This window comes from Acinetobacter defluvii (assembly GCF_001704615.3).
Lineage (GTDB): Bacteria > Pseudomonadota > Gammaproteobacteria > Pseudomonadales > Moraxellaceae > Acinetobacter > Acinetobacter defluvii.
On sequence record NZ_CP029397.2, the window covers coordinates 3,106,757 to 3,129,229 of the forward strand.

Sequence of the window (22,473 nt, forward strand, 5' to 3'; positions counted from 1 at the left end):
TTCTTATTCGTTAAAATTAATTTAGTCTTGATAGATTAAATTGGCTTTGTCGATATTATTACTGTCAATGTCCAAAACTTGCTGCTTTTCAACTTCAACTTGAATCATTTCATTTTCAAGATCAACAGATACAAGCTTCGCTTGGAGTTTACGACGGTTTTCTACAGCTGCAATTAGACGTAATGCGACTTGCTGACCGACATATTGAGACATTTGTTTCAATTCAAAAAAAGGACGATCCCAACCAGGAGATGATACTTCTAGTGCATACTCACCCGAAATTGGATCATGTACATCAAGAATCGCACCTACTTGCTGAGTCACACGTACACAGTCTTGTACGCCAATACCTTGACCCAACTCAACCTCACCCTCTTCATTGATGACAGGTTCAGCATTTTTATCAATTTCTTTGTCAATATAGATACGTAGCAATGAACGTTTACCTTGCGGTAAAAATTCAATTCCCCACAACTCTACATCACACGCTTGCACTGCAGGAGCGATTAAATCTTGAAGTGCTTGAGTTTTATTTGATAGCTTCATTTACTCTCGTCATTTTGTGCGATTTATGGTCGAAATGACCACCACAGACCCATACACACTATAGTAGTAGTGAAACATGACACTTTAACTTTGCCTATACGGCTCATATCGACACTACACGATAGCCAACAAAAAAGGGCGAAATTCGCCCCTATTATCGCACAGCAAGGCTTAGCCCACTATGCAAAAAGACCCACCTATCTGTGAGCCCTTTTAGAAACTTGGTAGCGGGAGCTGGATTTGAACCAACGACCTTCGGGTTATGAGCCCGACGAGCTACCAGACTGCTCCATCCCGCATCAATTCTGCAAAATTATATACAAAAAACAAAACAACTTCAAGCGTAGATTTATTCTTTGCCTTAACCAAGTTGCAGCTTGATTAAGATTGGTAGCGGGAGCTGGATTTGAACCAACGACCTTCGGGTTATGAGCCCGACGAGCTACCAGACTGCTCCATCCCGCATCAATATTGTAAATAGTATCTCAATTTAAATATAAATTGTCTATTTTAGTTTACATCTAAAATAAAATTGATTGGTAGCGGGAGCTGGATTTGAACCAACGACCTTCGGGTTATGAGCCCGACGAGCTACCAGACTGCTCCATCCCGCATCAACAGATTTTGCCGCATACACCAACTTAAACTTCTGGATTATAAGTTGGTGCGGAAGGGGGGACTTGAACCCCCACGCCCGAAAGCACTACCACCTCAAGGTAGCGTGTCTACCAATTCCACCACCACCGCAGCTGTGACGCATTCTAGTAGCTTGCGTCTCAAATTGAAAGGTTTAATTGCAAAATTTGCATTTATTTTGGTGCAGTTGGTGAAGTTTCACCCGTATTCTGCTGTGTAGCTGGTGCAGGCAGGGATGTGGTTTGTACAGTTTTTAAACCATATGCGTCAGAAGTTTGTTTTTTTGCAAATACAGCAAGACTGATACTGGTCACAAAAAATAGTGCCGTTAAAATCGCAGTCAAACGTGTTAAAAAGTTGGCCGATCCCGATGCACCAAACACTGTTGCAGCGCCACCGCCACCAAAAGAAGCACCTGCATCTGCACCTTTACCGTGTTGCACAAGAATCAATACGATCATCAATACAGCTAAAATGATATGCACTACCAGCACAAAACTATGCATGCTGAACTCCTATTCTTTTGATTTTGCGAAAGCTTGAGCAATTTGATAAAAAGACTCAGCATTCAAAGAGGCACCACCGACAAGTGCGCCGTTAATATCTGCACATGCAGCCAACTCAGCTGCATTTTCAGGTTTTACACTACCGCCATATAAAATGGCAATTTTTGCACCTAATGGCGTAATTTGTGATAAACCTTCACGAATTTTAGCATGCATGGCTTGTGCATCATCAGGAGAAGCTGTTTTACCTGTCCCAATTGCCCAAATCGGCTCATACGCCACAATAATATTGTTCCATTGTTCAGCTTTTACAAGAGCCGCAATATCACAAATTTGTTGTAATACGACCTCTTCTGCCTGACCTGCTTCGCGTTGCGCTAAACTTTCACCTACACAATAGATAATTTTTAAATTTGCATTTAACGCATTTTTAACTTTTTCTTGCACCACTGAAACAGTATCACCAAAAATTTCACGGCGCTCAGAATGTCCAATTAAAACAAATTCAATGCCACTATCTTTTAATAACTCTGCACTTATTTCTCCCGTATAAGCACCTGTGCCAGCCATACGTGAAAGATCTTGTGCCACGCTCATGATTTTATTCGGCGCATCTGCAAATTGTTGCTGTACAGAAAGTAAGGCGATTGCAATCGGTGCAACACCAATATGACATTGTTGTTCAGAAATAGGTTGTTGCTGTAATTGTTGCTTTAAGTCTTGGATGAGTTGCTGCGAATTCGCTTGCATTGGGTTCATTTTCCAATTGCCGACAACCCAAGGAATAATCGTCGAACCCGACATACACTTAACCCTATTATCGAAAAATGTGCACATTCTACACGGATTTTTAAATATATATGCTTTTTTCTTTATTCGCTTGTGGCAAATTGTGGCAAATTTCAAGAATACACCTCTACCGAATAAATAATTTTGTAACAAAATGACCAATAACTCTGTAAATAGACACTTAATTTGTACTTTCAAGGCAAAAAAGTAGGTTAAATGCTTTAGCTTAATACAATCTTTGGTTAATATAATTATTATTCAAAATACTTAGTTGCTACTTTTTTAAATTAAACCCATTTTACAAATGAAACGCAAAGTATGGGGATACTTTGGGTTGAATGTATTAAGGTGAGTACATCAAATTGGTAGAGATATCTATAAAAGATCCTTAAATAAGAAGTCTTCAGGTATTGATCTTTTTTGTAAAATCTAAGTATTTAAATTATAAAATAAAAGGTGTATTGGGGATGGTGTTACAACAAGGTTCGCCGAAGTTTTCGGGATTTATTCGTCGCTTAGTCGATGACGGTGTTCTTTCTGCGCAGCAAATGCAGTCTGCCTTAGACAATGCCAAAAAAAACAAGCTTAATATTGTGGCTTATTTAATCGAATATGCAAATTTAAAACCTTTACAGTTGGCTGAGACCATTGCTTTAGAGTTTGCAGAACCGTTATTTGACTTAGATAGCTTTGATAGTGTGCAATTTCCCAAAGAGGTCATTGAAAGTAATCTCTTACATAAACACTTAATGTTACCCTTGGTTCAACATGGCAATGTTTTATATATCGCAATCAGCGACCCAACCAATATTGAAGCGCTTGATGCAGCACGTTTTAATAGCCGCTTAAATATCGAAGTGGTGATTGTAGAGCATCATAAACTTCTAAAATGTTTAGAAAAATATTTTACAGAAGAAACCAATTTTGATTTTGGTGGAGATGATATTGATGTTGATATTATTTCAACAGATGAATCCAACACGCCTAGCGATCAAGATGATCAACCCTCTGAAGATGAAGCGCCTATTGTCAAATATATCAATAAGTTACTTATTGATGCAATTCGTATGGGTGCCTCTGATTTACATTTTGAACCTTATGAAAAATCTTATCGAGTTCGTTACCGTGTAGATGGTGTACTCAGAAGCATTACCAATCCTCCACTACAATTGGCGACACGTTTGGCATCACGTTTAAAAGTCATGTCACAAATGGACATATCAGAGAAGCGTATTCCTCAAGATGGTCGTATTAAGCTCAAGCTCTCTAAAACCAAAGCCATTGACTTTCGTGTTAACTCACTTCCTACTTTATTTGGCGAAAAGCTTGTACTGCGTATTTTAGATCCATCCAGTGCGATGCTAGGGATTGATGCGCTGGGTTATGAGGAAGAGCAAAAAGCTTTGTTTATGGAAGCCTTAGAAAAACCTCAAGGCATGTTACTCATTACAGGTCCTACAGGTTCAGGTAAAACGGTTTCCTTATATACGGGTTTAAACATTCTGAATACAGAAAGTTCAAATATTTCGACAGCCGAAGACCCTGTGGAAATTAACTTAGAAGGGATTAACCAAGTCAACGTCAATCCTAAAGTTGGTCTTACCTTCTCGGTAGCTTTAAAATCTTTTTTACGTCAGGATCCAGACATTATCATGGTCGGGGAGATTCGAGACTTAGAAACTGCAGAAATTGCGATTAAAGCCGCACAAACTGGGCACATGGTGATGTCTACACTACACACCAATAGTGCGCCAGAAACATTAACACGTTTAAGAAATATGGGAGTTCCCTCCTTTAATATCGCAACATCAGTCAATCTTGTGATCGCACAGCGTTTAGCACGTCGTCTATGTCCACATTGTAAAGCACCCATTGAAATTCCTAAAAATAGCTTATTGGAAATGGGCTTTACTGAGGAAGACATTGCCCATCCAGATTTTCAAATTTTTCAACCTGTCGGATGTCCAGAATGCCGTGAAGGCTATAAAGGACGAGTTGGGGTTTATGAAGTCATGAAAGTAACACCTGAAATTTCAAAAATTATTATGGAGGATGGTAATGCGCTTGAAATTGCAGCAGCATCTGAAAAACTGGGGTTTAATAATTTGCGACGTTCAGGTCTTATCAAAGTCATGAATGGTCTAACATCTCTACAAGAAATTAATCGCGTTACGAGCGAATAAACAAAATACAAAAAGGAAATAGAGCTATGGCAGTCAAAAAAGCGCAAATGATGCCAACATTTATTTATGATGGGGTTGATCGTAAAGGGGTTAAAATCAAAGGGGAGTTGCCTGCACGCAACATGGCTTTAGCAAAAGTGACATTAAGAAAACAAGGCATTAACATTAAAACTATTCGAGAGAAGAAGAAAAATATTTTTGAAGGTTTAATGAAAAAGAAAGTTTCAACCTTAGACATTACTATTTTTACCCGTCAGCTTGCTACCATGATGAAAGCAGGTGTTCCGCTAGTTCAAAGCTTTGAGATAGTAGCCGAAGGTTTAGATAATCCGTCTATGCGTGAAGTTGTTTTAGGCATTAAAGGGGAGGTTGAAGGGGGTAATACTTTTGCAGGGGCTTTAAAAAAATATCCTCAGCATTTTGACCGTTTATTTTGTTCACTGGTTGAGTCAGGTGAGCAATCTGGTGCGCTTGAAACCATGTTAGATCGTGTAGCAATCTATAAAGAAAAAAGCGAACTGTTAAAACAAAAAATTAAAAAAGCCATGAAGTATCCAATTGCTGTGATTGTTGTGGCAATTATCGTGACAATTATTTTGATGGTTAAAGTTGTTCCTGTCTTCCAAGATTTGTTCTCCTCTTTTGGTGCTGACCTCCCTGCTTTCACCCAAATGGTTGTTAATATGTCCAAATGGATGCAAACATATTGGTTTATCCTTATTCTAGGAATTGGCGTAGCCATTACAGCATTTTTAGAAACCAAAAAACGGAGTAAAAAATTTCGCGATTTCCTAGATAAAGCAGCATTAAAAGCCCCTATTTTTGGTGACTTGGTCTATAAAGCAATTATTGCACGTTATAGCCGTACACTTGCTACTACTTTTGCAGCCGGTGTCCCCTTGATTGATGCCCTAGAATCTACAGCAGGTGCAACCAATAATGTGGTGTATGAAGAAGCCGTCATGAAAATTCGTGATGACGTGGCGACTGGTCAGCAATTACAATTTGCTATGCGACTTACCAATAAATTCCCATCGATGGCGATCCAAATGGTTGCGATTGGCGAAGAATCTGGTTCTCTAGATACGATGTTAGATAAGGTCGCAACGCATTTTGAAAATGAAGTGGACAATGCTGTAGATGGTTTAACCTCTATGATGGAGCCCTTAATTATGGCGGTATTGGGTGTACTTGTGGGCGGTCTCGTGATCGCAATGTACCTTCCAATTTTCCAACTAGGTTCAGTAGTCTAATGACTGATATTCTTAATTATTTCATTACAACACCCAGTGCACTTTATCTTGTCATTGCCGTACTGGGTTTATGCATTGGTAGTTTTTTAAATGTGGTGATCTATCGCACACCGAAAATGATGGAACAAGAATGGCATCAAGAATGCCAACTCTTACTCCACCCTGAACAAGCGATTATTGAGCACAGTAAACTTACTTTAAGCACACCTGCTTCTACTTGCCCAAAATGCAAATCACCAATTCATTGGTATCAAAATATTCCTGTACTAAGTTGGTTATTCCTTAAAGGAAAATGTGGTAGTTGCCAAAACCCGATTAGCATTCGCTATCCATTTGTCGAGCTATTAACTGCATGCTGTTCACTTTTGGTTGTGGCTGTTTACGGCCCTACACTTGCGATGTTGTTTGGTTTAATCCTAACTTGGACACTGATTGCTTTAACTTTTATTGATTTTGATACACAGTTATTACCTGATCGCTTGACCTTACCTCTTGCTGCACTTGGTTTAGGCGTGAATAGCTTTGCGATTTATACCTCTGCAAATGCAGCAATTTGGGGATATATCCTAGGCTTTTTATGCTTATGGGTGGTCTATTATGTATTTAAGCTCATTACGGGCAAAGAAGGCATGGGCTATGGCGATTTTAAATTACTCGCTGCACTAGGGGCGTGGATGGGTCCTCTTCTGTTACCTCTTATCGTGCTTCTATCCTCTTTGGTTGGTGCAATTATTGGAATTATTTTACTCAAAGTCCGTAAAGAAAATCAGCCTTTTGCATTTGGTCCTTACATCGCAATTGCGGGGTGGATTGCTTTTTTATGGGGCGAGCAAATTATGAAAGTCTATTTAGGTCAATAAAAAGGTAAAAAAATGAAGTTTGTGTTGGGTTTAACAGGTGGAATTGGTAGTGGTAAAACCGCAGCAACACAATGGTTTGAAACGCAAGGTATCCAAGTTATTGATGCGGATATTGTGGCTCGAGAAATCGTAGCGAAAGGTCAACCCGCATTGCTACAAATTGTAGAAAGTTTTGGTGAATGGGTGCTTTTAGACAATGGCGAACTTGATCGTCGTGCATTACGTGAGCATATTTTTAAAGACTCGACGGCTCGCCATACATTAGAAGCAATTACCCACCCTGCCATTCGTATATCGATTATTCAGCAACTCCAAGCCGCTACAAGCCCTTATGCGATTTTAGTTTCCCCCCTCTTATTTGAAACCAACCAACATAAACTCACGCAACATACGCTATTGATTGATGCTACTGAAGAATTACAAATTTTCCGAGCATCACAACGTGATGGGCAAAATATAGAACAGATTAAAAATATTATTGCTGCTCAAATGCCACGCACTGAAAAGCAAAAACTTGCCGATGATATTGTGCTGAATGATGGGCATCTTGACTATTTATACGCACATTTAACACCTTTGCATGAAAAATATCTCAAAATGGCTGAGTAATTTTTTACTTTAAAATAACTTAAAATTCATCATTTTTTAATTTATGAATTGCCTAATCAACACTTATTGTTTATTTTTCTGCTGCTCTAATTGCGCTTGTAAACTGTCTTTACGTCCTAGCCAACGCCAAGGTTGTAATGCTCCTATTCCCATACCAATCAAACCACAAACTATTGCCAAACTTAGAGGCTCATTCAAGAGCGGCACCGCAATAATTGCGGCAATAAAAGGGGCTAAAGTCACAATACTTCCTGTCTGAAATGCACCTAACCGCTTAATTGCCTCCACATAAGCCAATGTCGCCACAATCACCACAAAAACACCATGAAAAATGGTTTGCATCACTAAATGAGGCAATGTTGCTTGATCTAAATGTTTGGGCAAAAATAGCAAATAAATCGGCACATATACGAGTGCTGACCAAATCGCAACACCTGCCATACTATGCCACGCTGATAATTTCCATTGCTTTAACAGAACGGTAAATATGCCCCACCACACCGCACTCAAGAAAAATAAAGCATCCCCAAAACTAAAAGCAACACCTGTTTCTTGATACATTAAATAGCTCATAGCTGCAATTGCACTGAGCATAATGCTGAGACTAAGCCATGTGTGCCGATCAAAAGGTTGTTTAAATAAAAAATATGCAGCTAACGCTGTACACAAAGGCAAACAGCCATTTAAAAAAATAGCTGCATGTGCAGCAGGTACATAATGAAAAGCGCTATAAGATGTTAAGCAATAAGTCACGCCACCTAACATGGCCAAAATAAAAGGCTCTTTTTTCCATAAAAAAGCCGTATCTTTTTTATAAATCAGAATCGGCATCAAAATACAAAATGCCAAACTAAAACGCAATGCAGTAATATCCCAAGGACTGATATGCCATAGCGCATTCAGCCTTGATGTGATTGTAAAACCTCCCCAAATACACATGGTAATTGCTACAAAGACATAGCCTTGCGTACGTGAGGTCATCATGATCTTTCTCGAATTTTAACAATAAATGGGAATATATAGGTTAATCAGCTTGACGTTGACGACATGCTTCGTAGAGTGCCATACCCGTAGCCACACTGACATTCAAACTTTGTAAATTTCCCGACATCGGAATAAATACAGTCTGATCACATTGTGATTGGGTAATTGGGCGCAAACCTGTATCTTCTGCTCCCATCACCACACAGACAGGCGTACCAGTAAAATCAAACTGCTGAATTGGCATTGCCTTTTCATCTAGCATTGTACCCACCACACGCACATTAAAATCTTGTTTGATTTGCCCCAAAGTACGTGCCAAATTGGTCACTTGGATAAATTTCACTTTTTCCGCACCACCTGCTGCAACCTTACGTGCAGTGGGAGTCAAACTTGCTGAACGATCACGTGGCACAATCACTGCAGCCACACCCATTGCTGCTGCTGTACGGATACATGCACCTAGGTTATGCGGATCAGTGATTTGATCAAGTGCCAATAACAAAGGTTGCTGACTACTCTGTAAAAGCTGATCTAAATCTTTTTCATTTAAGCTTGGATGTGGACGTACTGCCGCCACTACACCTTGATGAAAAGGCAATCCTGCTAATTTCTCCAAGGTATCTCGACTGGCTTTTTGAATGCTAATACCAAAAGGCTCTGCCATTTGCAAAATATGTTGCAAACGCTGATCATCACGTCCTTTTAGGGTAAAAAGGGTTAAAACACGTTCTGGTTCCAACTCCAATAATGACTCAACTGAATGCACGCCATAATAATATTCGGGCTTCGCCATGAGCGACCTCTAAATAATTAAAATCGAGAATAGAAAAGAAAAATCCTGCAAAGCCAACTTTACAGGATTTCATGATGTGCTTAGTTTAACCGATTTAAGCTTTAAATGCCTTGCTTATCTTCGATTGAGTCAACTTTGCCTAGCCTTCTAAGTGGCAGACATAGTCGAGGACGTCATCTGTTTCAATTTTGAAACGGCTATTACCAGGCACATAAAAAGACTGTCCTGCACGGAATAATTCACTTTCCGCATTGTCGGCAATTTTTACGCGACATTCACCAGAAATAATTTCCATACGCTCAGGCACATGCGTTTCAAAAGTCAGTGCTTCTTCAGTCGGTAAAATTACGCCTAGTGTTTTTTTCGTTCCATCTTCAAACTGTACTGTGTGGCTAATACATAAACCACCAAAATAAACGTTTGATTTTTTTATCACTGATACATGATCAAACTGAGTAGGCATGCGTATTCTCCAGATAATGCGCATTAAAATTATGATGTTCGACCTAGTTTAATTGTACTGCTCGAACTAATCAATCTCTTGTTTCAGCAAAATAATTTCGCTTCAAATAGACATTTCTTTAAAAGTTAAATTATCCAGAAAATCTCTATTTTTCACTAAATTTGCGCTAGAATACTCAAAATTCGTCATGATTTAAAACCTATTCAGACTTGTGACAAAAACAAAACTTGACTATCTTAGAACTGAACTTTTCGCAGCTTGGATGCGTGTATGCTGACACATTTAAATCTACTTAATTTTGCTTTGGCAGATAACCTTGCAATTGATATTGAACAAGGTTTTAATGTTTTAACAGGTGAAACAGGCGCAGGAAAGTCATTGCTTTTAGATGCATTATCAGCATGTTTGGGTGAACGAACTGATACCAATTATGTGCGTTATGGTGCTGAAAAAGCAGATGTGACCGCAGTATTTAGCTATCAAGAAAATAGTCCTGAAGATTTATGGTTAAAAACTCATGAGCTAGATGATGAATCAGGTGAAATTCATTTAAGACGTGTGATTTTTGCCACAGGGCGCAGCAAAGCATGGATCAACGGTCGTCCAAGTAGTTTGTCTGAGTTGAAAGAGATCGGGCGTTTATTGGTACAGCTGTATAGTCAGCACAGTCAGCAACAACTTTTAGAACCACCTTATCCTAAACATTGGTTAGACCGTTATAGTGATTTTCATCGCCCTGCCCAAGAGGTACGAGATGCTTATAGTACATGGCAAAAAAATATTAAAAATCATCAAGCAGCTTTAGATGCTCAAGCGACTCGTTTACAACGTATTGAAACTTTAGAGTTGCAACTTGAAGAACTTGAAGATGTGATTGCTATAGATTATAAAGAGATCGAACAAGAATTTGACCGCTTGAGTCACCATGAACACATCATGCAAGACTGTAGCTATAGCCTGAATGTGTTAGACGAGTCCGAACAAAATATCACCAAAGAATTGTCTTCTATTTTACGTCGCATCGAATCTCATTCTGGTCGTAGTGAGCAGCTTTCCGAAATTTATAATTCAATGTTAAATGCGCAAAGTGAATTAGAGGATGCAACATCCAACTTACGCCAATTTATTGATCGACAGAGTTTTGATCCTGAACGCATGGAACAACTCAACTCACAATTAGAAATCTTTCATCGTTTAGCACGTAAATATCGCACGCAACCTGATGAATTAAAAAAACAATATGAGGATTGGCAGCAAGAGCTACAACTGCTTCATCAGCTTGAAGATCCTGAAACTTTGGCTGAACAAGTTGAGCTTTCTCATCAAGACTTTTTAAATAAAGCCCAACATTTAGACCAGATTCGTAGAGAAGCAGCGATTCCGCTTGCCAAACAACTCACCGAACAAGTGAAACAACTAGCACTACCTGAAGCACATTTTGAATTTCGTTTTGACCCATTAGAGCAAGTTTCAGGCGAAGGACTAAGCTTTATTCAACTGCTCTTTACTGCCAATAAAGGGATTCCTGCACAGCCACTAGCACGTGTGGCTTCGGGGGGTGAATTGTCACGTATTGCTTTGATTATGCAAGTAATGAATGCTGAAAAAACCGAATCTGAAGTTTTGGTTTTTGATGAAATTGATGTCGGTATCAGTGGTGGTACAGCAGAGATTGTGGGACGTTTATTGGCAAGTCTAGGCCAGCATGTACAAATTTTGTGTATTACCCATCAAGCCCAAGTCGCAGCCCAATCAGACCAACATTTATTGGTGAAAAAATTACAAACTGACCCTGCAAGTAGTACCATCATTGAACTTGAAGAACAACAGCGTATTTTAGAATTGGCACGTATGACTGGCGGTGTAGAGATCAGTGAAACCACTTTGCAACATGCTAAACAATTGCGTCAACTTAAATTCCAACATGCTTAATTTAAATTCATTTTGAAAAATAAAAAACCAGTGAATCATCTCACTGGTTTTTATTATGAATTATCAAAAATTACCACTTAATAGGCTTTTCACTTGAACCTGGTGTCATGTCATAGGTTGGAGTAAAGCTTGAACCTTGTGAACCATAGTTTGCATTTGGTTGTAGCTTTAAACCGACTAAAATTTCCTGACTTAAATTTTGTGCCAAAGTTTCTGCACTGCTGTTATCTAAAGTATTATTTAACAGGTTTTGTACAGAGTTTTTCGGTAAAGCACGATTGAATGTGCCTGATGCAACTACTTTGCTGGTATTTGCTTCAATCACACGCCACGTTAAGCGTACTTGTTCAGCACCTTGATTTAAACCATACATGTGTTGTGAACTTGCCGCAGACAGATCATTGATACGCCCAACCAGTAAATAATCCGCACCAACTTTTTGCCCAATACGTGCCATCTCATGGGGTGCGCCATCCCATTGTAAAAATGCATTTTCATATTGCATTTCATCAATATAATGACGATCCAACAAGCTCAATTGACCGGATTGCGCTAAATGATTGCCCAAAGCATCTGCCAATTCTTCGCTAAACTCGCCTGCTGAATCCGCTTGTACTGAGCGATTATTTTTTTCATAAAACTGAAATGGTAATACTGCAATACGTCTTAAATGTTGATCTTGCACAGTCGATTGATATTGAACCACATGCGCACGAACACGTGCTCGATAGTTATTTTTTGAACCACTGACACTTAGTACTTGGAACTTCGTCACTGAGCCAGAGCCAACACTGTCCACACTAAACACAGGCGAAACCTTACCTGAATAGCTCCAATTATTGCCATTCATAGACATATTTACAGTTTCTTCAAGGTCTGCACGTGGCGAAACTGTTGCACCATTTACCGACTGCACTGCCACCAAAAGTGCCTCAGAAATCGCTTGATGCTGTGTTGCACCACTCCCTGATGCTTCTTTTACCACTTCTTTTAATGCAGCAAATGCCGATGAGCATACACCTACAGCCAGCAACGCTGAAAATACAATTTTTTTCATCATTATGATTATCTCGTGCAACTGCTTGAAAAGCAGTTGCAACTTTATCGATTACAAACCAAAAGTAGAGCGTTTAGCAGACTTACGAATTTCTTTTTCGCTGGTCCACTCAACAATACCTGTTTGAATATTTTGAAGTTTTAAAGTGAATTTATAATATACATCGCTCTTACCACCCGCATTTTTCACAATGCTCGATAAGTTACCATTTAACATATATTCAGCACCAATATGACCACCTGCTTTCACAGAAGTCGATTGATTTACCAAGCCACTATTTTTTTGGTAATTTAATTGTTCAGCCATTGCATTGGCTGCAGTCATATCAACAAAACGGAATTTTCCCGAGTTGATCAGTTTGTTTTGAATGGTATCAGTGATCGATTCCGTATCAATATGCTCTTGGGTTTTGTTGCGAATACGATCCACAAACATCACTGGACGACGGTTTTGCGTCAACTGAACGACTACAGGGAAAGTCAACATATCGTCAACCATTTTGTCAGCGATCATTTGTAGGTCTGTAGAACCAAAATCTTTGGTTAATGATTCAACAGCTTGCGCATCGCCATAACTGACATTGGTACTTGCGCAACCTGTTAACACTGACGCAGCAAAAAGTGATGCAACAACAAATTTAATTTTCATGAATTTTACCCTAATTAATCATTCTTCAAATAAACAACAACATCGACAGCCGATGGATTTGGTGCAACGGATTGCACCGTTTTAACTTCACGACCTGTTAATTGGATCGGTTTCCAACGTGAACCTTCTGGGTTAATTTCCATGCCTTGTGCATCTACCCACACAATTTTGTATTCAAAAGAGCGGCTGACAAACCAGCGGTCTTTAATTGCAAGTGATACTTTTTTCAAGTCACCCACATACGTCATATTGATACGATCCACACCCACTTTGGTACTTAGCACGGGGTTATTACTAATCGTTTTTACGCTATAACTCCCATCCGCCGCAGTTTGGGTAGACAATGAATTTGGTGCAGTACATCCCACAAAAGTTGTAGCAAGTACACCCGCAAAGATCAGTTTTAAAGCTGTTTTCATAGGTTTCTCGGTTTTTTAATTAATGATTAATCGCACTGACACTGGTTGAGATTTTATTATTGACATCATTGACATACACAAAAACAGTTTGGTTTGGACTCGCATCCACTTTAATGGTGTCACTCATAGCACCATTGCCTGAAATTTGTAAATTATGGCTGCCTGGTTTGACTTCAAAACGTGCAATTTGTGTATTACTTGGCAAAGTTGACCATGCTCTTAAATCAGCACGTTCTGTGGCAACGTTCATCAAGTTGCCTGCAAGCTGTCCCAAAGCGCCCAAATGCTGTCCCAATTGTTGCTGTGCAACAAACTTCGTAGTCGCACGAATAATCTGACTTGATACAGTGCCAGTGGTGCGCTCTTTTAATTCTTTTACCGCCAATGCACCAATATCATTTAACACAAAGCTTTGCTGTGTTTCACGCTCACCTAAACGAACACGTAGACTCTGCGGCACGGTATAGGTACGCGGCTCATAAGTTGCAAAGGCGATATTAACAATACCATTTGGTACAGGTATCGCTAATTTATTTTCAATTTTCTTTGGCACAATGCCTTGCTCAATAAAAACGACAACAGGGACTGTATCTTTATTCTTTGCGACCATGCGATCTAAACGCTGCACATCTTTCGCAATGTTGCTGTCTGCTTGCAATTCATAAGCTTTTTTATAATCTACCAAGGCATCGTTATATTCACCCAATGCTTCCCACAAGTTTGCTGCCATATAAAAAGCGTAAGCATTTTGATAGGTATTTTTAATACGCCCTGCTATTGGATCTAAACCAGAAAATGCCTCATCTAAATTATTCACTGCTTGTGCATTTTCTTGTTTGGCTTTTTCTTTTTCAGATTTTTTTTCTAATTCTTTTTCGTGATTAATTTCGATTTCACGTTGAATCCGCTGTGCGATACGCATTTCAACGCCTGCCGCCTCCACATCTTTTAAATAAATATAGTTTTTTGCTTGAGAAATATGCGCCAACACTTGTTCATAAGGAGGCACGTCATAAGGGACTATCGAATCATTACTCAGCATCGACAAGGCTTTAAAACCTAAGCGAGAAGCGCTGACAGTAGCACGATTATTTTGTTTATCGAGTAACTCAAAAGCTTTTTTATACAGTTGACTGCTTTCTTCATATTGTTGATTGACCTGCAAAACACGTGCTTTTTCTAAGTGATACAAAATCGCATCCTTAGAATCCATTTTTTTATCAAGTGTTGCAGCAAATGAGGTTGGCATTGTGGCATTTAAACTACTTCTAAATGCAGAACCTTCATCATCATAACTTCCAAAAACCCCTGCTTGAGAATTTACGGATGTCACCAAGAGAATGAATAGTAATTTGTTATTAAAACGTTTCATAAAAGTTAGATTTTAGAATTGTAGTACCTGAATAATACAAATTTATACATTTAGTTTCAATAAACAAACTTTATATACTCAATATATACACTTTTAATCCATTTAAAAAAGTTAAATAAAAAATAGAGTATTTATTCTAAGTAAAGATATTTATTGGCTTTTTATTAAGCTAAAGTACAGAATAGGATGAAGTATTACAGCGTGACAAATACTTTTGTTTGCTTAATTATTCAGCAAAAATATATTTTATCTTATGTAAGTTATTTCAAAATTTTATATGATTTGTTCATTTATTTTAGAAAAACCACCCCAATATAGCATAAATAAGTTATGGTATTTTAAAATGATTTCAGAGTTTTTAATATTTTAAAGATCAAGGAGCAGCCTTTCGGTGACTAAACAATACTTAAAACATCGTTGTCTAATTGCACCACCCGATATGACGGATGATTTTTTTTCACATACGGTCATTTATATTGCACGACATGATGATGACGGCGCACAAGGAATCATTGTCAATCGACCTACAGGCTTACAAATTAAAGAGTTACTCACCGATTTAGAAATTGAAGCAGACCATGTTCATCCACATGAAGTATTACAAGGTGGACCTTTACGTCCTGAAGCTGGTTTTGTCTTACATACTGGACAACCGACTTGGCATTCTTCTATTGCCATTGGTGAAAATATTTGTATTACCACCAGTAAAGATATTTTAGATGCGATTGCACATAATGAAGGGGTTGGACGTTATCAAATTGCGCTTGGTTATGCCAGTTGGGAAAAAAATCAATTAGAAAATGAGATTGCGCGTGGCGACTGGCTGATTTGTGACTCAGACATGGATTTAATTTTTAATTTACCTTATGGTGAGCGCTGGGATGCGGCTTATCGTAAAATAGGCATTGATCGTACTTGGTTATCTTCTGAGATTGGACATGCCTGATTTATCCCAACCGCAACTTATTTTAGCTTTTGATTTTGGTACACAAAAAATGGGGATGGCGGTTGGCTCATCACTGATTGAAAGTGCAACACCGCTCAGTTTATTTCCGATGAAAGATGGTATTCCAAATTGGGATGAGTTGCTCAAAATCGTGAAACAGCATCAACCCAACCTATTTTTGGTGGGTTTACCTTTAAATATGGATGATACTGAGTCTGAACTTTCAACTCGTGCGCGTAAATTTGCTCGTCGTTTGCGTCATCAAACTAATATTGAAACCTTAATGGTAGATGAGCGCTTAACCACACGTGAAGCGCGAGATGAACTTGAGCATTATCAAGCCCAAGGTCGAGCAAAAAAATTGGCTGCGGATAGCGTTGCTGCAGCATTATTTATTGAAAGTTGGTATCGCAATCCCGAAGGGATCAATCCTTAATTTTTATAGTATACGTTTAGTTTTTATTTCCCATAAAAAATTGGGTGATCATTTGACCACCCAATCGAATTTGAATTTTAAATCAATTCAAATTATTTTTTAGCCGCTTCGATTGATTTCAATACTTCAGCTTTAGCCACTTCAGAACCTTCCCAACCTGTCAATTTAACCCATTTACCTGGCTCTAAATCTTTATAGTGTTGGAAGAAGTGTTCAATTTGGTTGATCAATAATGGCGGAAGATCGGTATATTCTTGAACATCTTTATAAAGTGGTGTTAATTTTTCGTGCGGTACTGCAACCAATTTCGCATCGATACCACCGTCATCTTCCATGTTCAATTTACCCACTGGGCGGCAACGAATCACTGAACCATGTACCAAAGGGTGTGGTGTAACGACCAATACATCTAATGGATCACCATCTTCAGACAATGTGTTGGGTACATAACCGTAGTTTGCAGGATAGAACATTGCAGTACCCATGAAACGGTCTACAAATAACGCATCAGAATCTTTATCTACTTCATATTTGATTGGAGATGCATTTGCAGGAATTTCAATGATCACATAGATGTCATTTGGTGCATCTTTACCCGCAGGGATATTGCTATAGCTCATAGAATACTCTTTTTAGTGAAAACCAATTTTAAAATCTGGTCGATTATAACGCTTTATTTAGCGAACTGCAGACGATTATACAATTTGCATCATGTAATTGAATACGCTATAGATTGGAAATTTTGTTTTAAAGCATTCGAATAATCGTAATCAATAAAAAAATCGGGCATGCCATCGACATAAACCAAATAATTGTGCGTAAAGTCGATAAATTTAATAAATAACAAATACCATAAATAACACGTAAAACGAGATAAGCTATACCCATCATCATGGTAAAACCTTGCGGCACCACCATATATTCAGCCATTAAGATTGCTGCAATAAATAAAGGCAAGCTTTCAAAGCTATTTTGCTGTACTGCATTGGCACGTGCAGCCAAGCCTGTTGTTTTTGCTAAAAATTCACGTGGATTTTGATTATCTCTACCTTTAAAACCACCTGCAGCTTTGGCAATAATGGTAAATACATAAGGCAATAAACAGGCGATTAAAATTAAATATATGATGCCATTTATCCCAGACATGAATTTATTCTCATGAAATTTGCAAGTTAAATATCATAACACGCCAATGTTGTTATAATTTTCGATAAATATAGCATTTTGCAAAATTTGTGTAATGGAGAAAGCATGCAGCCTTCGGATCAGCAAAATCTGCTCACAGTATTAGAGCAGCAACGTCAACAACTGCAACAAGTCGATCGTGCGTTAAAAATTGTGCTGCCGATTGCTGCATTTTTGCTCTGTGTAATTTGCGCCAATTTTAATTGGCAATCCACTTTAGGCACGTTCATCATGCTGCTTGTGGCTTTTTATGCTGTGGGCATCAAGAAAATGAATCTTTATCTTTGGTTTGCCATCATCACTGTATATTGTCTAGTGGATATTTATTTCAGTTATTCAGGCTTTCCATCTTCTGCGATTGGTCGCCAACTCGGCACAATGCTGACTTTTACTGCCATTTTAGGTTATGGTCGCCCTTATATTGACCAATGGTATTTAAAAAGTCAGGGGCAAAATAAACTTTAACGAATAGACAAATAAAAAAGCGCCATTTTTATGGCGCTTTTTATTAAATCAATTATTTACGTAGATCTTTACGCAAAATCTTACCAACGTTAGATTTTGGCAATTCATCCATAAATTCAACATAACGTGGGCGTTTGTAACCCGTTAAGTTTTCTTTTGCGTATGCTAAAACTTCTTCTGTCGTTAAAGATGGATCTTTTTTCACAACAAATAGTTTCGGTACTTCACCTGACTTTTCATCTGCCACACCGATTGCAGCAACTTCCAATACTTTTGGATGTTTCGCAATGACTTCTTCGATTTCAGATGGATAAACGTTAAAACCTGACACCAAAATCATGTCTTTTTTACGGTCTACAATTTTGAAGAAACCGCGTTCATTCATGATACCGATATCACCTGTACGGAAATAACCATCCGCAGTCATGACTTTTGCAGTTTCATCAGGGCGATTCCAATAGCCTTTCATGACTTGTGGACCACGAATCGAAATTTCACCTTGCTCGCCTTGCGCCAAGTGATTGCCCTCATCATCTAAAATTGCAACATCAGTCAATGGTAATGGAATACCAATCGTGCCACTGAACTCATCCGATGCAGGCGGATTTGCTGTAGCAACTGGAGAGGTTTCAGATAAACCATATCCTTCGATGATGACTGTACCTGTCACTTTTTTCCATTCCGCTGCAGTTGATGGCAAAACTGCCATACCACCACCCATCGCCATTTTCAATTTGCTAAAGTCCAACTGACGAAATTCTTCGTTATGCACTAAGGCATTGAATAATGTATTCACTGCAGGGAAGAAACCAGGCTGATATTTCCGCAATTCCTTCATTACTGCAGGAAGGTCACGTGGATTTGGAATCAAAATATTGGCTTGACCTTTGTACATGCCATAAAGTGCACAGACCATAAATGCAAAAATGTGGTATAGCGGTAAAGCACAGAAAATACGGTCGTCTTTCGCACCATCACCTTTACCAAATTTACTTTGGAAAATACCATCACATTGCATAAGGTTTGCCACAAGATTGCGATGTGTTAACTCAGCACCTTTCGACACACCTGTCGTACCACCCGTATATTGTAATACCGCCGTATCGCTTAAGGTCATGGTTGGACGTTTATAGTTATTTGCACTGACTTTTGACATCGCAGCATTAAACTTCACATGCCCTGGAATATTCCAAGCAGGAATTTGTTTACGTACAGAACGTAAAACAAAATTTACTAATGTGCCTTTTAAAGTACCGAGCATGTCACCTACTGATGCAACGATGACGTGTTTGACTGGTGTTTTACCGATGATCGATTGATAAACCGAAGCAAAGTTTTCAATAATTACTAAAGCTTCTGTACCTGAATCATTTAACTGATGCTCAAGCTCACGTGCAGTATAAAGAGGATTGACATTTACCAAAACCAAACCTGCTCTAAACACACCTAAAGCAACCACAGGATATTGCAGTACGTTCGGCATCATCACTGCAACACGACTGCCTTTTGCCAAGCCTAAACTTTGAAGATATGTGGCAAATTTACGGCTAGCAAGGTCTAGCTCACTGAAAGATAACGTTTTATCCATAAAGATAAAAGCATCTCGTGAACCAAATTTTTGGAAATTACGCTCAAAAATATCAATAAGCGATGTATTTTCCTGTGGCAATTCTACAGTCTCAGGAATGCCTGTTTTTTGATATTCTGCGTACCAAATCTTTTCCATAATGCCATATTCTCCAATCAGTAATCCTTAGTTTTCAGCTGTTTTTTTCTATATTAAGCATAGTTTTTTGGCTTGTTGTGCTTAATATCGCATCCATTTTCACGAATACACAGCATATATATAACGTATTTTTAACAATCGATGCTAGTTTTATCTATGAATCAACAGTCTATTTGCTTTTTGATATCCGCGTGGTAAGAGTTGCCCCTTCGACGCACGTTTACCCATATACTTTTGTAAATCATCGCCCTTGAGCTTTAATTGTTGCTGCCCTGCAAGCAGTTGAATCGTCTCATTTAAGCTAAAAGTTGTCATGGATAATATTTGTTCTTTTGCTTCAAGTTGTATCAATTTATTACCTTTACCTTTATTTAAAGTTGGTAATTCTGACAAATCGAGCAATAACAAACGTCCTGCACTACTTAACACCGCTAAATGTGTATGTTGCTCTACGACTTCAACCGTTAAAGCTTTCGCCCCCTCTGCAACAGTTAAGAAAGCTTTTCCTGCTTTGGCATTGGTATCGAGTTGCTTCGCTTGTGATTTAAAACCGTAACCTGCGCTACTTGCTACAATAATTTCACTATCATCATCTTCAACCAAAACTTGAATAAAACCTACACCATTGGCTGGCGAAAGTTTTGAGCTGAGCGGCTCACCCAACCCTCGTGCCGATGGCAGACTATTAATCGCAAGTGCATAACTGCGTCCCGTTTCATCCAAAATATAGACTTTCTGATTGGACTTACCTTGTGCCGAACTCAAATATTGATCACCAGCACGGAAATTCAATTTTTCTACATCAATATCATGTCCTTTAGCAGAACGAATCCAACCTGCTTCCGACAACACCACTGTCACAGGATCAGCAGGCATCAAGTCTTGCTCTCTGATCGCATGTGCTTCGGCACGTTGTACAATCGGTGAACGACGATCATCACCAAACTTTTTCGCATCTTCTTTCAGCTCGGAAATGATCAAATTTTTCAATGATTCTGGATTTTCTAATTGTTCACGAATCACGGCTGCACGTGCCTCAAGTTCATCTTGCTCACGACGCATTTCCATTTCTTCAAGTTTTGCTAAATGCCGTAGCTTCAGTTCTAAAATGGCTTCAGCTTGTATTTCATCAATATGAAAATGCTGCATTAATACAGGCTTCGGCTGCTCTTCCTCACGAATAATACGAATCACTTCATCGATATTCAGATAAGCAATAATCAAACCTGCCAAAATATGCAAACGTTTTTCAATTTTATTGAGATGATATTGCAGACGGCGTGTGACAGTATGTTTACGAATCTCAATCCATTCTAATAAAATTTTACGAATGGATTTGACCTGTGGACGACCATCTGCACCGATCATGTTCATATTGACACGATAACTTGACTCTAAGTCAGTCGTTGCAAATAAATGACTCATCACTGCTTCAGCGTCAATACGATTTGAACGTAGAATAATTACAATTCGTGTCGGATTTTGATGATCAGATTCATCACGTAAATCACTGACCAACGGCAACTTCTTGGCTTGCATTTGATCTGCAATTTGCGTGATGACTTTTGAGCCTGAAACTTGATAAGGCAGTTCAGTAATCACGATTTCATTTTTTTCAATGGTATAAATCGCACGTGTACGGTAACTGCCACGCCCTGTGATTTGTAGTTTTAATAATTCTTCGGGCGGGGTAATAATTTCCGCTTTGGTCGGTAAGTCTGGCGCAGGAATATATTCCGCAACTTTTTCATCACTTAGATTTGGATTACGAATCAGTGCAATCGTACCTTTCACCACTTCACGTAAATTATGCGGTGGAATATCCGTTGCCATTCCAACAGCAATCCCAGTCGTACCATTGAGCAAAATATTTGGCACGCGTGCAGGCAAATGCACAGGTTCTTTCATTGAACCATCAAAGTTGTCTTGCCAGTCACAAGTCCCTTGCCCAAGTTCAGACAACAGCCCTTCACTGTATTGGGATAATTTGGCTTCGGTATAACGCATTGCCGCAAAGGACTTCGGATCATCAGGTGAACCCCAGTTGCCTTGCCCTTCAATAAATGGATAGCGATAACTAAAAGGCTGTGCCATTAACACCATGGCTTCATAGCAGGCTAAGTCACCATGTGGATGATATTTACCCAGTACATCACCGACCGTACGGGCAGATTTTTTTGGTTTACCACTATTTTTTAAACCCAACTCGCTCATCGCATAGACAATACGACGCTGTACGGGTTTTAAGCCATCACTGATATGTGGCAATGCCCGATCCATAATCACGTACATGGCATAGTTAAGGTAAGCTTGTTCGGTAAATTCTGCTACGGAACGGTTTTCTGTCGCATGATGCGCAAGGCTTGTCATAACAACCTTTAATCCTAAATTAATTCGTTTTTGTATCTAAGTTCTTATGCTAAGTCGCATGCTGGCATGACACAAGGGGCTGTCTTGTAACTCTGCGACAATTTACGTCTTTCGGTAAATTTAGCGCTGTAAAATTATCCATTTTTAGCAAAATGAGCAATTGGTTATTTTATTTTGTTCATGACTTTCTCTGTCATAAAAGCGCTTTTCTTTGAATTTCAAAAAACAAAAATAAAGCCATACGATTTTATTTTAACTGTGCAAGACCAAATTAAGGAGCATTCCCTATTTGATC

22 protein-coding genes and 4 tRNA genes are annotated in these 22,473 nt (G+C 38.8%); 8 read left to right on the forward strand and 18 right to left on the reverse strand.

Annotated elements, in window-relative coordinates; genetic code table 11:
- Positions 1-21: 21 nt before the first annotated feature.
- From rimP to tpiA, 7 genes are all read right to left on the reverse strand, one after another.
- Positions 22-546, reverse strand: coding sequence for a ribosome maturation factor RimP (gene rimP / locus DJ533_RS17350; protein ID WP_065993780.1), 525 nt, complete (start codon positions 544-546; stop codon positions 22-24).
- A gap of 222 nt (positions 547-768) precedes the next feature.
- A tRNA-Met gene (locus tag DJ533_RS17355) sits at positions 769-845 on the reverse strand.
- A gap of 89 nt (positions 846-934) precedes the next feature.
- Positions 935-1,011, reverse strand: a tRNA-Met gene (locus tag DJ533_RS17360).
- A gap of 72 nt (positions 1,012-1,083) precedes the next feature.
- Positions 1,084-1,160, reverse strand: a tRNA-Met gene (locus DJ533_RS17365).
- 48 nt (positions 1,161-1,208) lie between these two features.
- Positions 1,209-1,293: transfer RNA gene (locus tag DJ533_RS17370), tRNA-Leu, on the reverse strand.
- A 62-nt stretch (positions 1,294-1,355) separates the two neighbouring features.
- Entirely contained in the window at positions 1,356-1,688 is a 333-nt protein-coding gene (gene secG, locus DJ533_RS17375; protein ID WP_065993781.1) for a preprotein translocase subunit SecG, read from the reverse strand.
- Between the two features lie 9 nt (positions 1,689-1,697).
- Positions 1,698-2,492, reverse strand: coding sequence for a triose-phosphate isomerase (gene tpiA, locus DJ533_RS17380; protein ID WP_065993782.1), 795 nt, complete (start codon positions 2,490-2,492; stop codon positions 1,698-1,700).
- Between the two features lie 452 nt (positions 2,493-2,944).
- Here tpiA and pilB point away from each other — a divergent pair, with 452 nt between their 5' ends.
- The 4 genes from pilB to coaE are packed head-to-tail and all read left to right on the forward strand — an operon-like array spanning position 2,945 to position 7,382.
- Positions 2,945-4,660 carry a type IV-A pilus assembly ATPase PilB gene (pilB, locus tag DJ533_RS17385; RefSeq protein WP_065993783.1) on the forward strand — a complete coding sequence of 572 codons (1,716 nt, stop codon included), beginning with the start codon at positions 2,945-2,947 and terminating at the stop codon, positions 4,658-4,660.
- Between the two features lie 26 nt (positions 4,661-4,686).
- Positions 4,687-5,913, forward strand: a complete 1,227-nt coding sequence (locus DJ533_RS17390; RefSeq protein WP_065993784.1) for a type II secretion system F family protein — start codon at positions 4,687-4,689, stop codon at positions 5,911-5,913.
- Positions 5,913-6,773, forward strand: coding sequence for a prepilin peptidase (locus DJ533_RS17395; RefSeq protein WP_065993785.1), 861 nt, complete (start codon positions 5,913-5,915; stop codon positions 6,771-6,773). Before DJ533_RS17390 ends, DJ533_RS17395 begins: the two co-directional genes overlap by 1 nt.
- A gap of 12 nt (positions 6,774-6,785) precedes the next feature.
- Positions 6,786-7,382: a dephospho-CoA kinase gene (gene coaE, locus DJ533_RS17400; RefSeq protein ID WP_065993786.1), complete on the forward strand. Its 597-nt coding sequence runs from the start codon at positions 6,786-6,788 to the stop codon at positions 7,380-7,382.
- Between the two features lie 63 nt (positions 7,383-7,445).
- Here coaE and DJ533_RS17405 read toward each other — a convergent pair whose 3' ends face one another.
- The 3 genes from DJ533_RS17405 to ppnP all read right to left on the reverse strand — a co-directional run bounded on the left by DJ533_RS17405 (position 7,446) and on the right by ppnP (position 9,622).
- Complete coding sequence (locus DJ533_RS17405; protein ID WP_065993787.1) at positions 7,446-8,366, reverse strand: DMT family transporter; 921 nt, start codon at positions 8,364-8,366, stop codon at positions 7,446-7,448.
- A gap of 40 nt (positions 8,367-8,406) precedes the next feature.
- Complete coding sequence (gene rlmB, locus DJ533_RS17410; RefSeq protein WP_065993788.1) at positions 8,407-9,159, reverse strand: 23S rRNA (guanosine(2251)-2'-O)-methyltransferase RlmB; 753 nt, start codon at positions 9,157-9,159, stop codon at positions 8,407-8,409.
- Between the two features lie 139 nt (positions 9,160-9,298).
- Positions 9,299-9,622: a pyrimidine/purine nucleoside phosphorylase gene (ppnP, locus tag DJ533_RS17415; RefSeq protein ID WP_065993789.1), complete on the reverse strand. Its 324-nt coding sequence runs from the start codon at positions 9,620-9,622 to the stop codon at positions 9,299-9,301.
- Positions 9,623-9,892: 270 nt separating this feature from the next.
- Here ppnP and recN point away from each other — a divergent pair, with 270 nt between their 5' ends.
- On the forward strand, positions 9,893-11,554 hold the full coding sequence (recN, locus tag DJ533_RS17420; RefSeq protein ID WP_065993790.1) for a DNA repair protein RecN: 1,662 nt from the start codon (positions 9,893-9,895) through the stop codon (positions 11,552-11,554).
- Positions 11,555-11,624: 70 nt separating this feature from the next.
- On the opposite strand, the gene DJ533_RS17425 is transcribed toward recN, so the two are convergent.
- Genes DJ533_RS17425 through DJ533_RS17440 form a run of 4 tightly spaced genes read right to left on the reverse strand, consistent with a single transcriptional unit; the run spans position 11,625 to position 15,050 of the window.
- The gene (locus tag DJ533_RS17425) at positions 11,625-12,611 is read right to left on the reverse strand and encodes a CsgG/HfaB family protein (RefSeq protein WP_065993791.1); all 987 of its coding nucleotides are present in this window, start codon (positions 12,609-12,611) and stop codon (positions 11,625-11,627) included.
- A gap of 51 nt (positions 12,612-12,662) precedes the next feature.
- Positions 12,663-13,259 carry a penicillin-binding protein activator LpoB gene (gene lpoB, locus DJ533_RS17430; protein WP_065993792.1) on the reverse strand — a complete coding sequence of 199 codons (597 nt, stop codon included), beginning with the start codon at positions 13,257-13,259 and terminating at the stop codon, positions 12,663-12,665.
- A gap of 14 nt (positions 13,260-13,273) precedes the next feature.
- On the reverse strand, positions 13,274-13,678 hold the full coding sequence (locus DJ533_RS17435; RefSeq protein WP_065993793.1) for a YcfL family protein: 405 nt from the start codon (positions 13,676-13,678) through the stop codon (positions 13,274-13,276).
- A gap of 19 nt (positions 13,679-13,697) precedes the next feature.
- Complete coding sequence (locus DJ533_RS17440) at positions 13,698-15,050, reverse strand: COG3014 family protein (RefSeq protein ID WP_065993794.1); 1,353 nt, start codon at positions 15,048-15,050, stop codon at positions 13,698-13,700.
- Positions 15,051-15,441: 391 nt separating this feature from the next.
- Here DJ533_RS17440 and DJ533_RS17445 point away from each other — a divergent pair, with 391 nt between their 5' ends.
- Complete coding sequence (locus DJ533_RS17445; protein ID WP_065993795.1) at positions 15,442-15,996, forward strand: YqgE/AlgH family protein; 555 nt, start codon at positions 15,442-15,444, stop codon at positions 15,994-15,996.
- Positions 15,989-16,432, forward strand: a complete 444-nt coding sequence (gene ruvX / locus DJ533_RS17450) for a Holliday junction resolvase RuvX (protein WP_065993796.1) — start codon at positions 15,989-15,991, stop codon at positions 16,430-16,432. Before DJ533_RS17445 ends, ruvX begins: the two co-directional genes overlap by 8 nt.
- Positions 16,433-16,524: 92 nt before the next feature.
- Here the strand turns inward: ruvX and ppa are convergent, their stop codons facing one another.
- A complete protein-coding gene (ppa, locus tag DJ533_RS17455; protein WP_065993797.1) occupies positions 16,525-17,052 on the reverse strand; it encodes an inorganic diphosphatase in 528 nt (175 codons plus the stop codon).
- A gap of 127 nt (positions 17,053-17,179) precedes the next feature.
- Positions 17,180-17,578, reverse strand: coding sequence for an MAPEG family protein (locus DJ533_RS17460; protein WP_065993798.1), 399 nt, complete (start codon positions 17,576-17,578; stop codon positions 17,180-17,182).
- A 105-nt stretch (positions 17,579-17,683) separates the two neighbouring features.
- On the opposite strand from DJ533_RS17460, the gene DJ533_RS17465 reads away from it, so the two are divergent.
- Entirely contained in the window at positions 17,684-18,082 is a 399-nt protein-coding gene (locus DJ533_RS17465) for a hypothetical protein (RefSeq protein WP_065993799.1), read from the forward strand.
- Positions 18,083-18,134: 52 nt separating this feature from the next.
- On the opposite strand, the gene DJ533_RS17470 is transcribed toward DJ533_RS17465, so the two are convergent.
- Together DJ533_RS17470 and parC are read right to left on the reverse strand one after the other, a co-directional pair.
- The gene (locus DJ533_RS17470; protein ID WP_065993800.1) at positions 18,135-19,808 is read right to left on the reverse strand and encodes an AMP-binding protein; all 1,674 of its coding nucleotides are present in this window, start codon (positions 19,806-19,808) and stop codon (positions 18,135-18,137) included.
- Positions 19,809-19,958: 150 nt separating this feature from the next.
- On the reverse strand, positions 19,959-22,178 hold the full coding sequence (parC, locus tag DJ533_RS17475; protein WP_065993801.1) for a DNA topoisomerase IV subunit A: 2,220 nt from the start codon (positions 22,176-22,178) through the stop codon (positions 19,959-19,961).
- Between the last annotated feature and the right edge of the window lie 295 nt (positions 22,179-22,473).

What these genes read in the sequence shown, in the direction of transcription:
- rimP (WP_065993780.1), bottom strand. Translation starts at nt 546, where the DNA reads ATGAAGCTATCAAATAAAACTCAAGCACTTCAAGATTTAATCGCTCCT.
- secG (WP_065993781.1), bottom strand. Translation starts at nt 1,688, where the DNA reads ATGCATAGTTTTGTGCTGGTAGTGCATATCATTTTAGCTGTATTGATG.
- tpiA (WP_065993782.1), bottom strand. Translation starts at nt 2,492, where the DNA reads ATGTCGGGTTCGACGATTATTCCTTGGGTTGTCGGCAATTGGAAAATG.
- pilB (WP_065993783.1), top strand. Translation starts at nt 2,945, where the DNA reads ATGGTGTTACAACAAGGTTCGCCGAAGTTTTCGGGATTTATTCGTCGC.
- DJ533_RS17390 (WP_065993784.1), top strand. Translation starts at nt 4,687, where the DNA reads ATGGCAGTCAAAAAAGCGCAAATGATGCCAACATTTATTTATGATGGG.
- DJ533_RS17395 (WP_065993785.1), top strand. Translation starts at nt 5,913, where the DNA reads ATGACTGATATTCTTAATTATTTCATTACAACACCCAGTGCACTTTAT.
- coaE (WP_065993786.1), top strand. Translation starts at nt 6,786, where the DNA reads ATGAAGTTTGTGTTGGGTTTAACAGGTGGAATTGGTAGTGGTAAAACC.
- DJ533_RS17405 (WP_065993787.1), bottom strand. Translation starts at nt 8,366, where the DNA reads ATGATGACCTCACGTACGCAAGGCTATGTCTTTGTAGCAATTACCATG.
- rlmB (WP_065993788.1), bottom strand. Translation starts at nt 9,159, where the DNA reads ATGGCGAAGCCCGAATATTATTATGGCGTGCATTCAGTTGAGTCATTA.
- ppnP (WP_065993789.1), bottom strand. Translation starts at nt 9,622, where the DNA reads ATGCCTACTCAGTTTGATCATGTATCAGTGATAAAAAAATCAAACGTT.
- recN (WP_065993790.1), top strand. Translation starts at nt 9,893, where the DNA reads ATGCTGACACATTTAAATCTACTTAATTTTGCTTTGGCAGATAACCTT.
- DJ533_RS17425 (WP_065993791.1), bottom strand. Translation starts at nt 12,611, where the DNA reads ATGAAAAAAATTGTATTTTCAGCGTTGCTGGCTGTAGGTGTATGCTCA.
- lpoB (WP_065993792.1), bottom strand. Translation starts at nt 13,259, where the DNA reads ATGAAAATTAAATTTGTTGTTGCATCACTTTTTGCTGCGTCAGTGTTA.
- DJ533_RS17435 (WP_065993793.1), bottom strand. Translation starts at nt 13,678, where the DNA reads ATGAAAACAGCTTTAAAACTGATCTTTGCGGGTGTACTTGCTACAACT.
- DJ533_RS17440 (WP_065993794.1), bottom strand. Translation starts at nt 15,050, where the DNA reads ATGAAACGTTTTAATAACAAATTACTATTCATTCTCTTGGTGACATCC.
- ruvX (WP_065993796.1), top strand. Translation starts at nt 15,989, where the DNA reads ATGCCTGATTTATCCCAACCGCAACTTATTTTAGCTTTTGATTTTGGT.
- ppa (WP_065993797.1), bottom strand. Translation starts at nt 17,052, where the DNA reads ATGAGCTATAGCAATATCCCTGCGGGTAAAGATGCACCAAATGACATC.
- DJ533_RS17460 (WP_065993798.1), bottom strand. Translation starts at nt 17,578, where the DNA reads ATGTCTGGGATAAATGGCATCATATATTTAATTTTAATCGCCTGTTTA.
- DJ533_RS17465 (WP_065993799.1), top strand. Translation starts at nt 17,684, where the DNA reads ATGCAGCCTTCGGATCAGCAAAATCTGCTCACAGTATTAGAGCAGCAA.
- DJ533_RS17470 (WP_065993800.1), bottom strand. Translation starts at nt 19,808, where the DNA reads ATGGAAAAGATTTGGTACGCAGAATATCAAAAAACAGGCATTCCTGAG.
- parC (WP_065993801.1), bottom strand. Translation starts at nt 22,178, where the DNA reads ATGACAAGCCTTGCGCATCATGCGACAGAAAACCGTTCCGTAGCAGAA.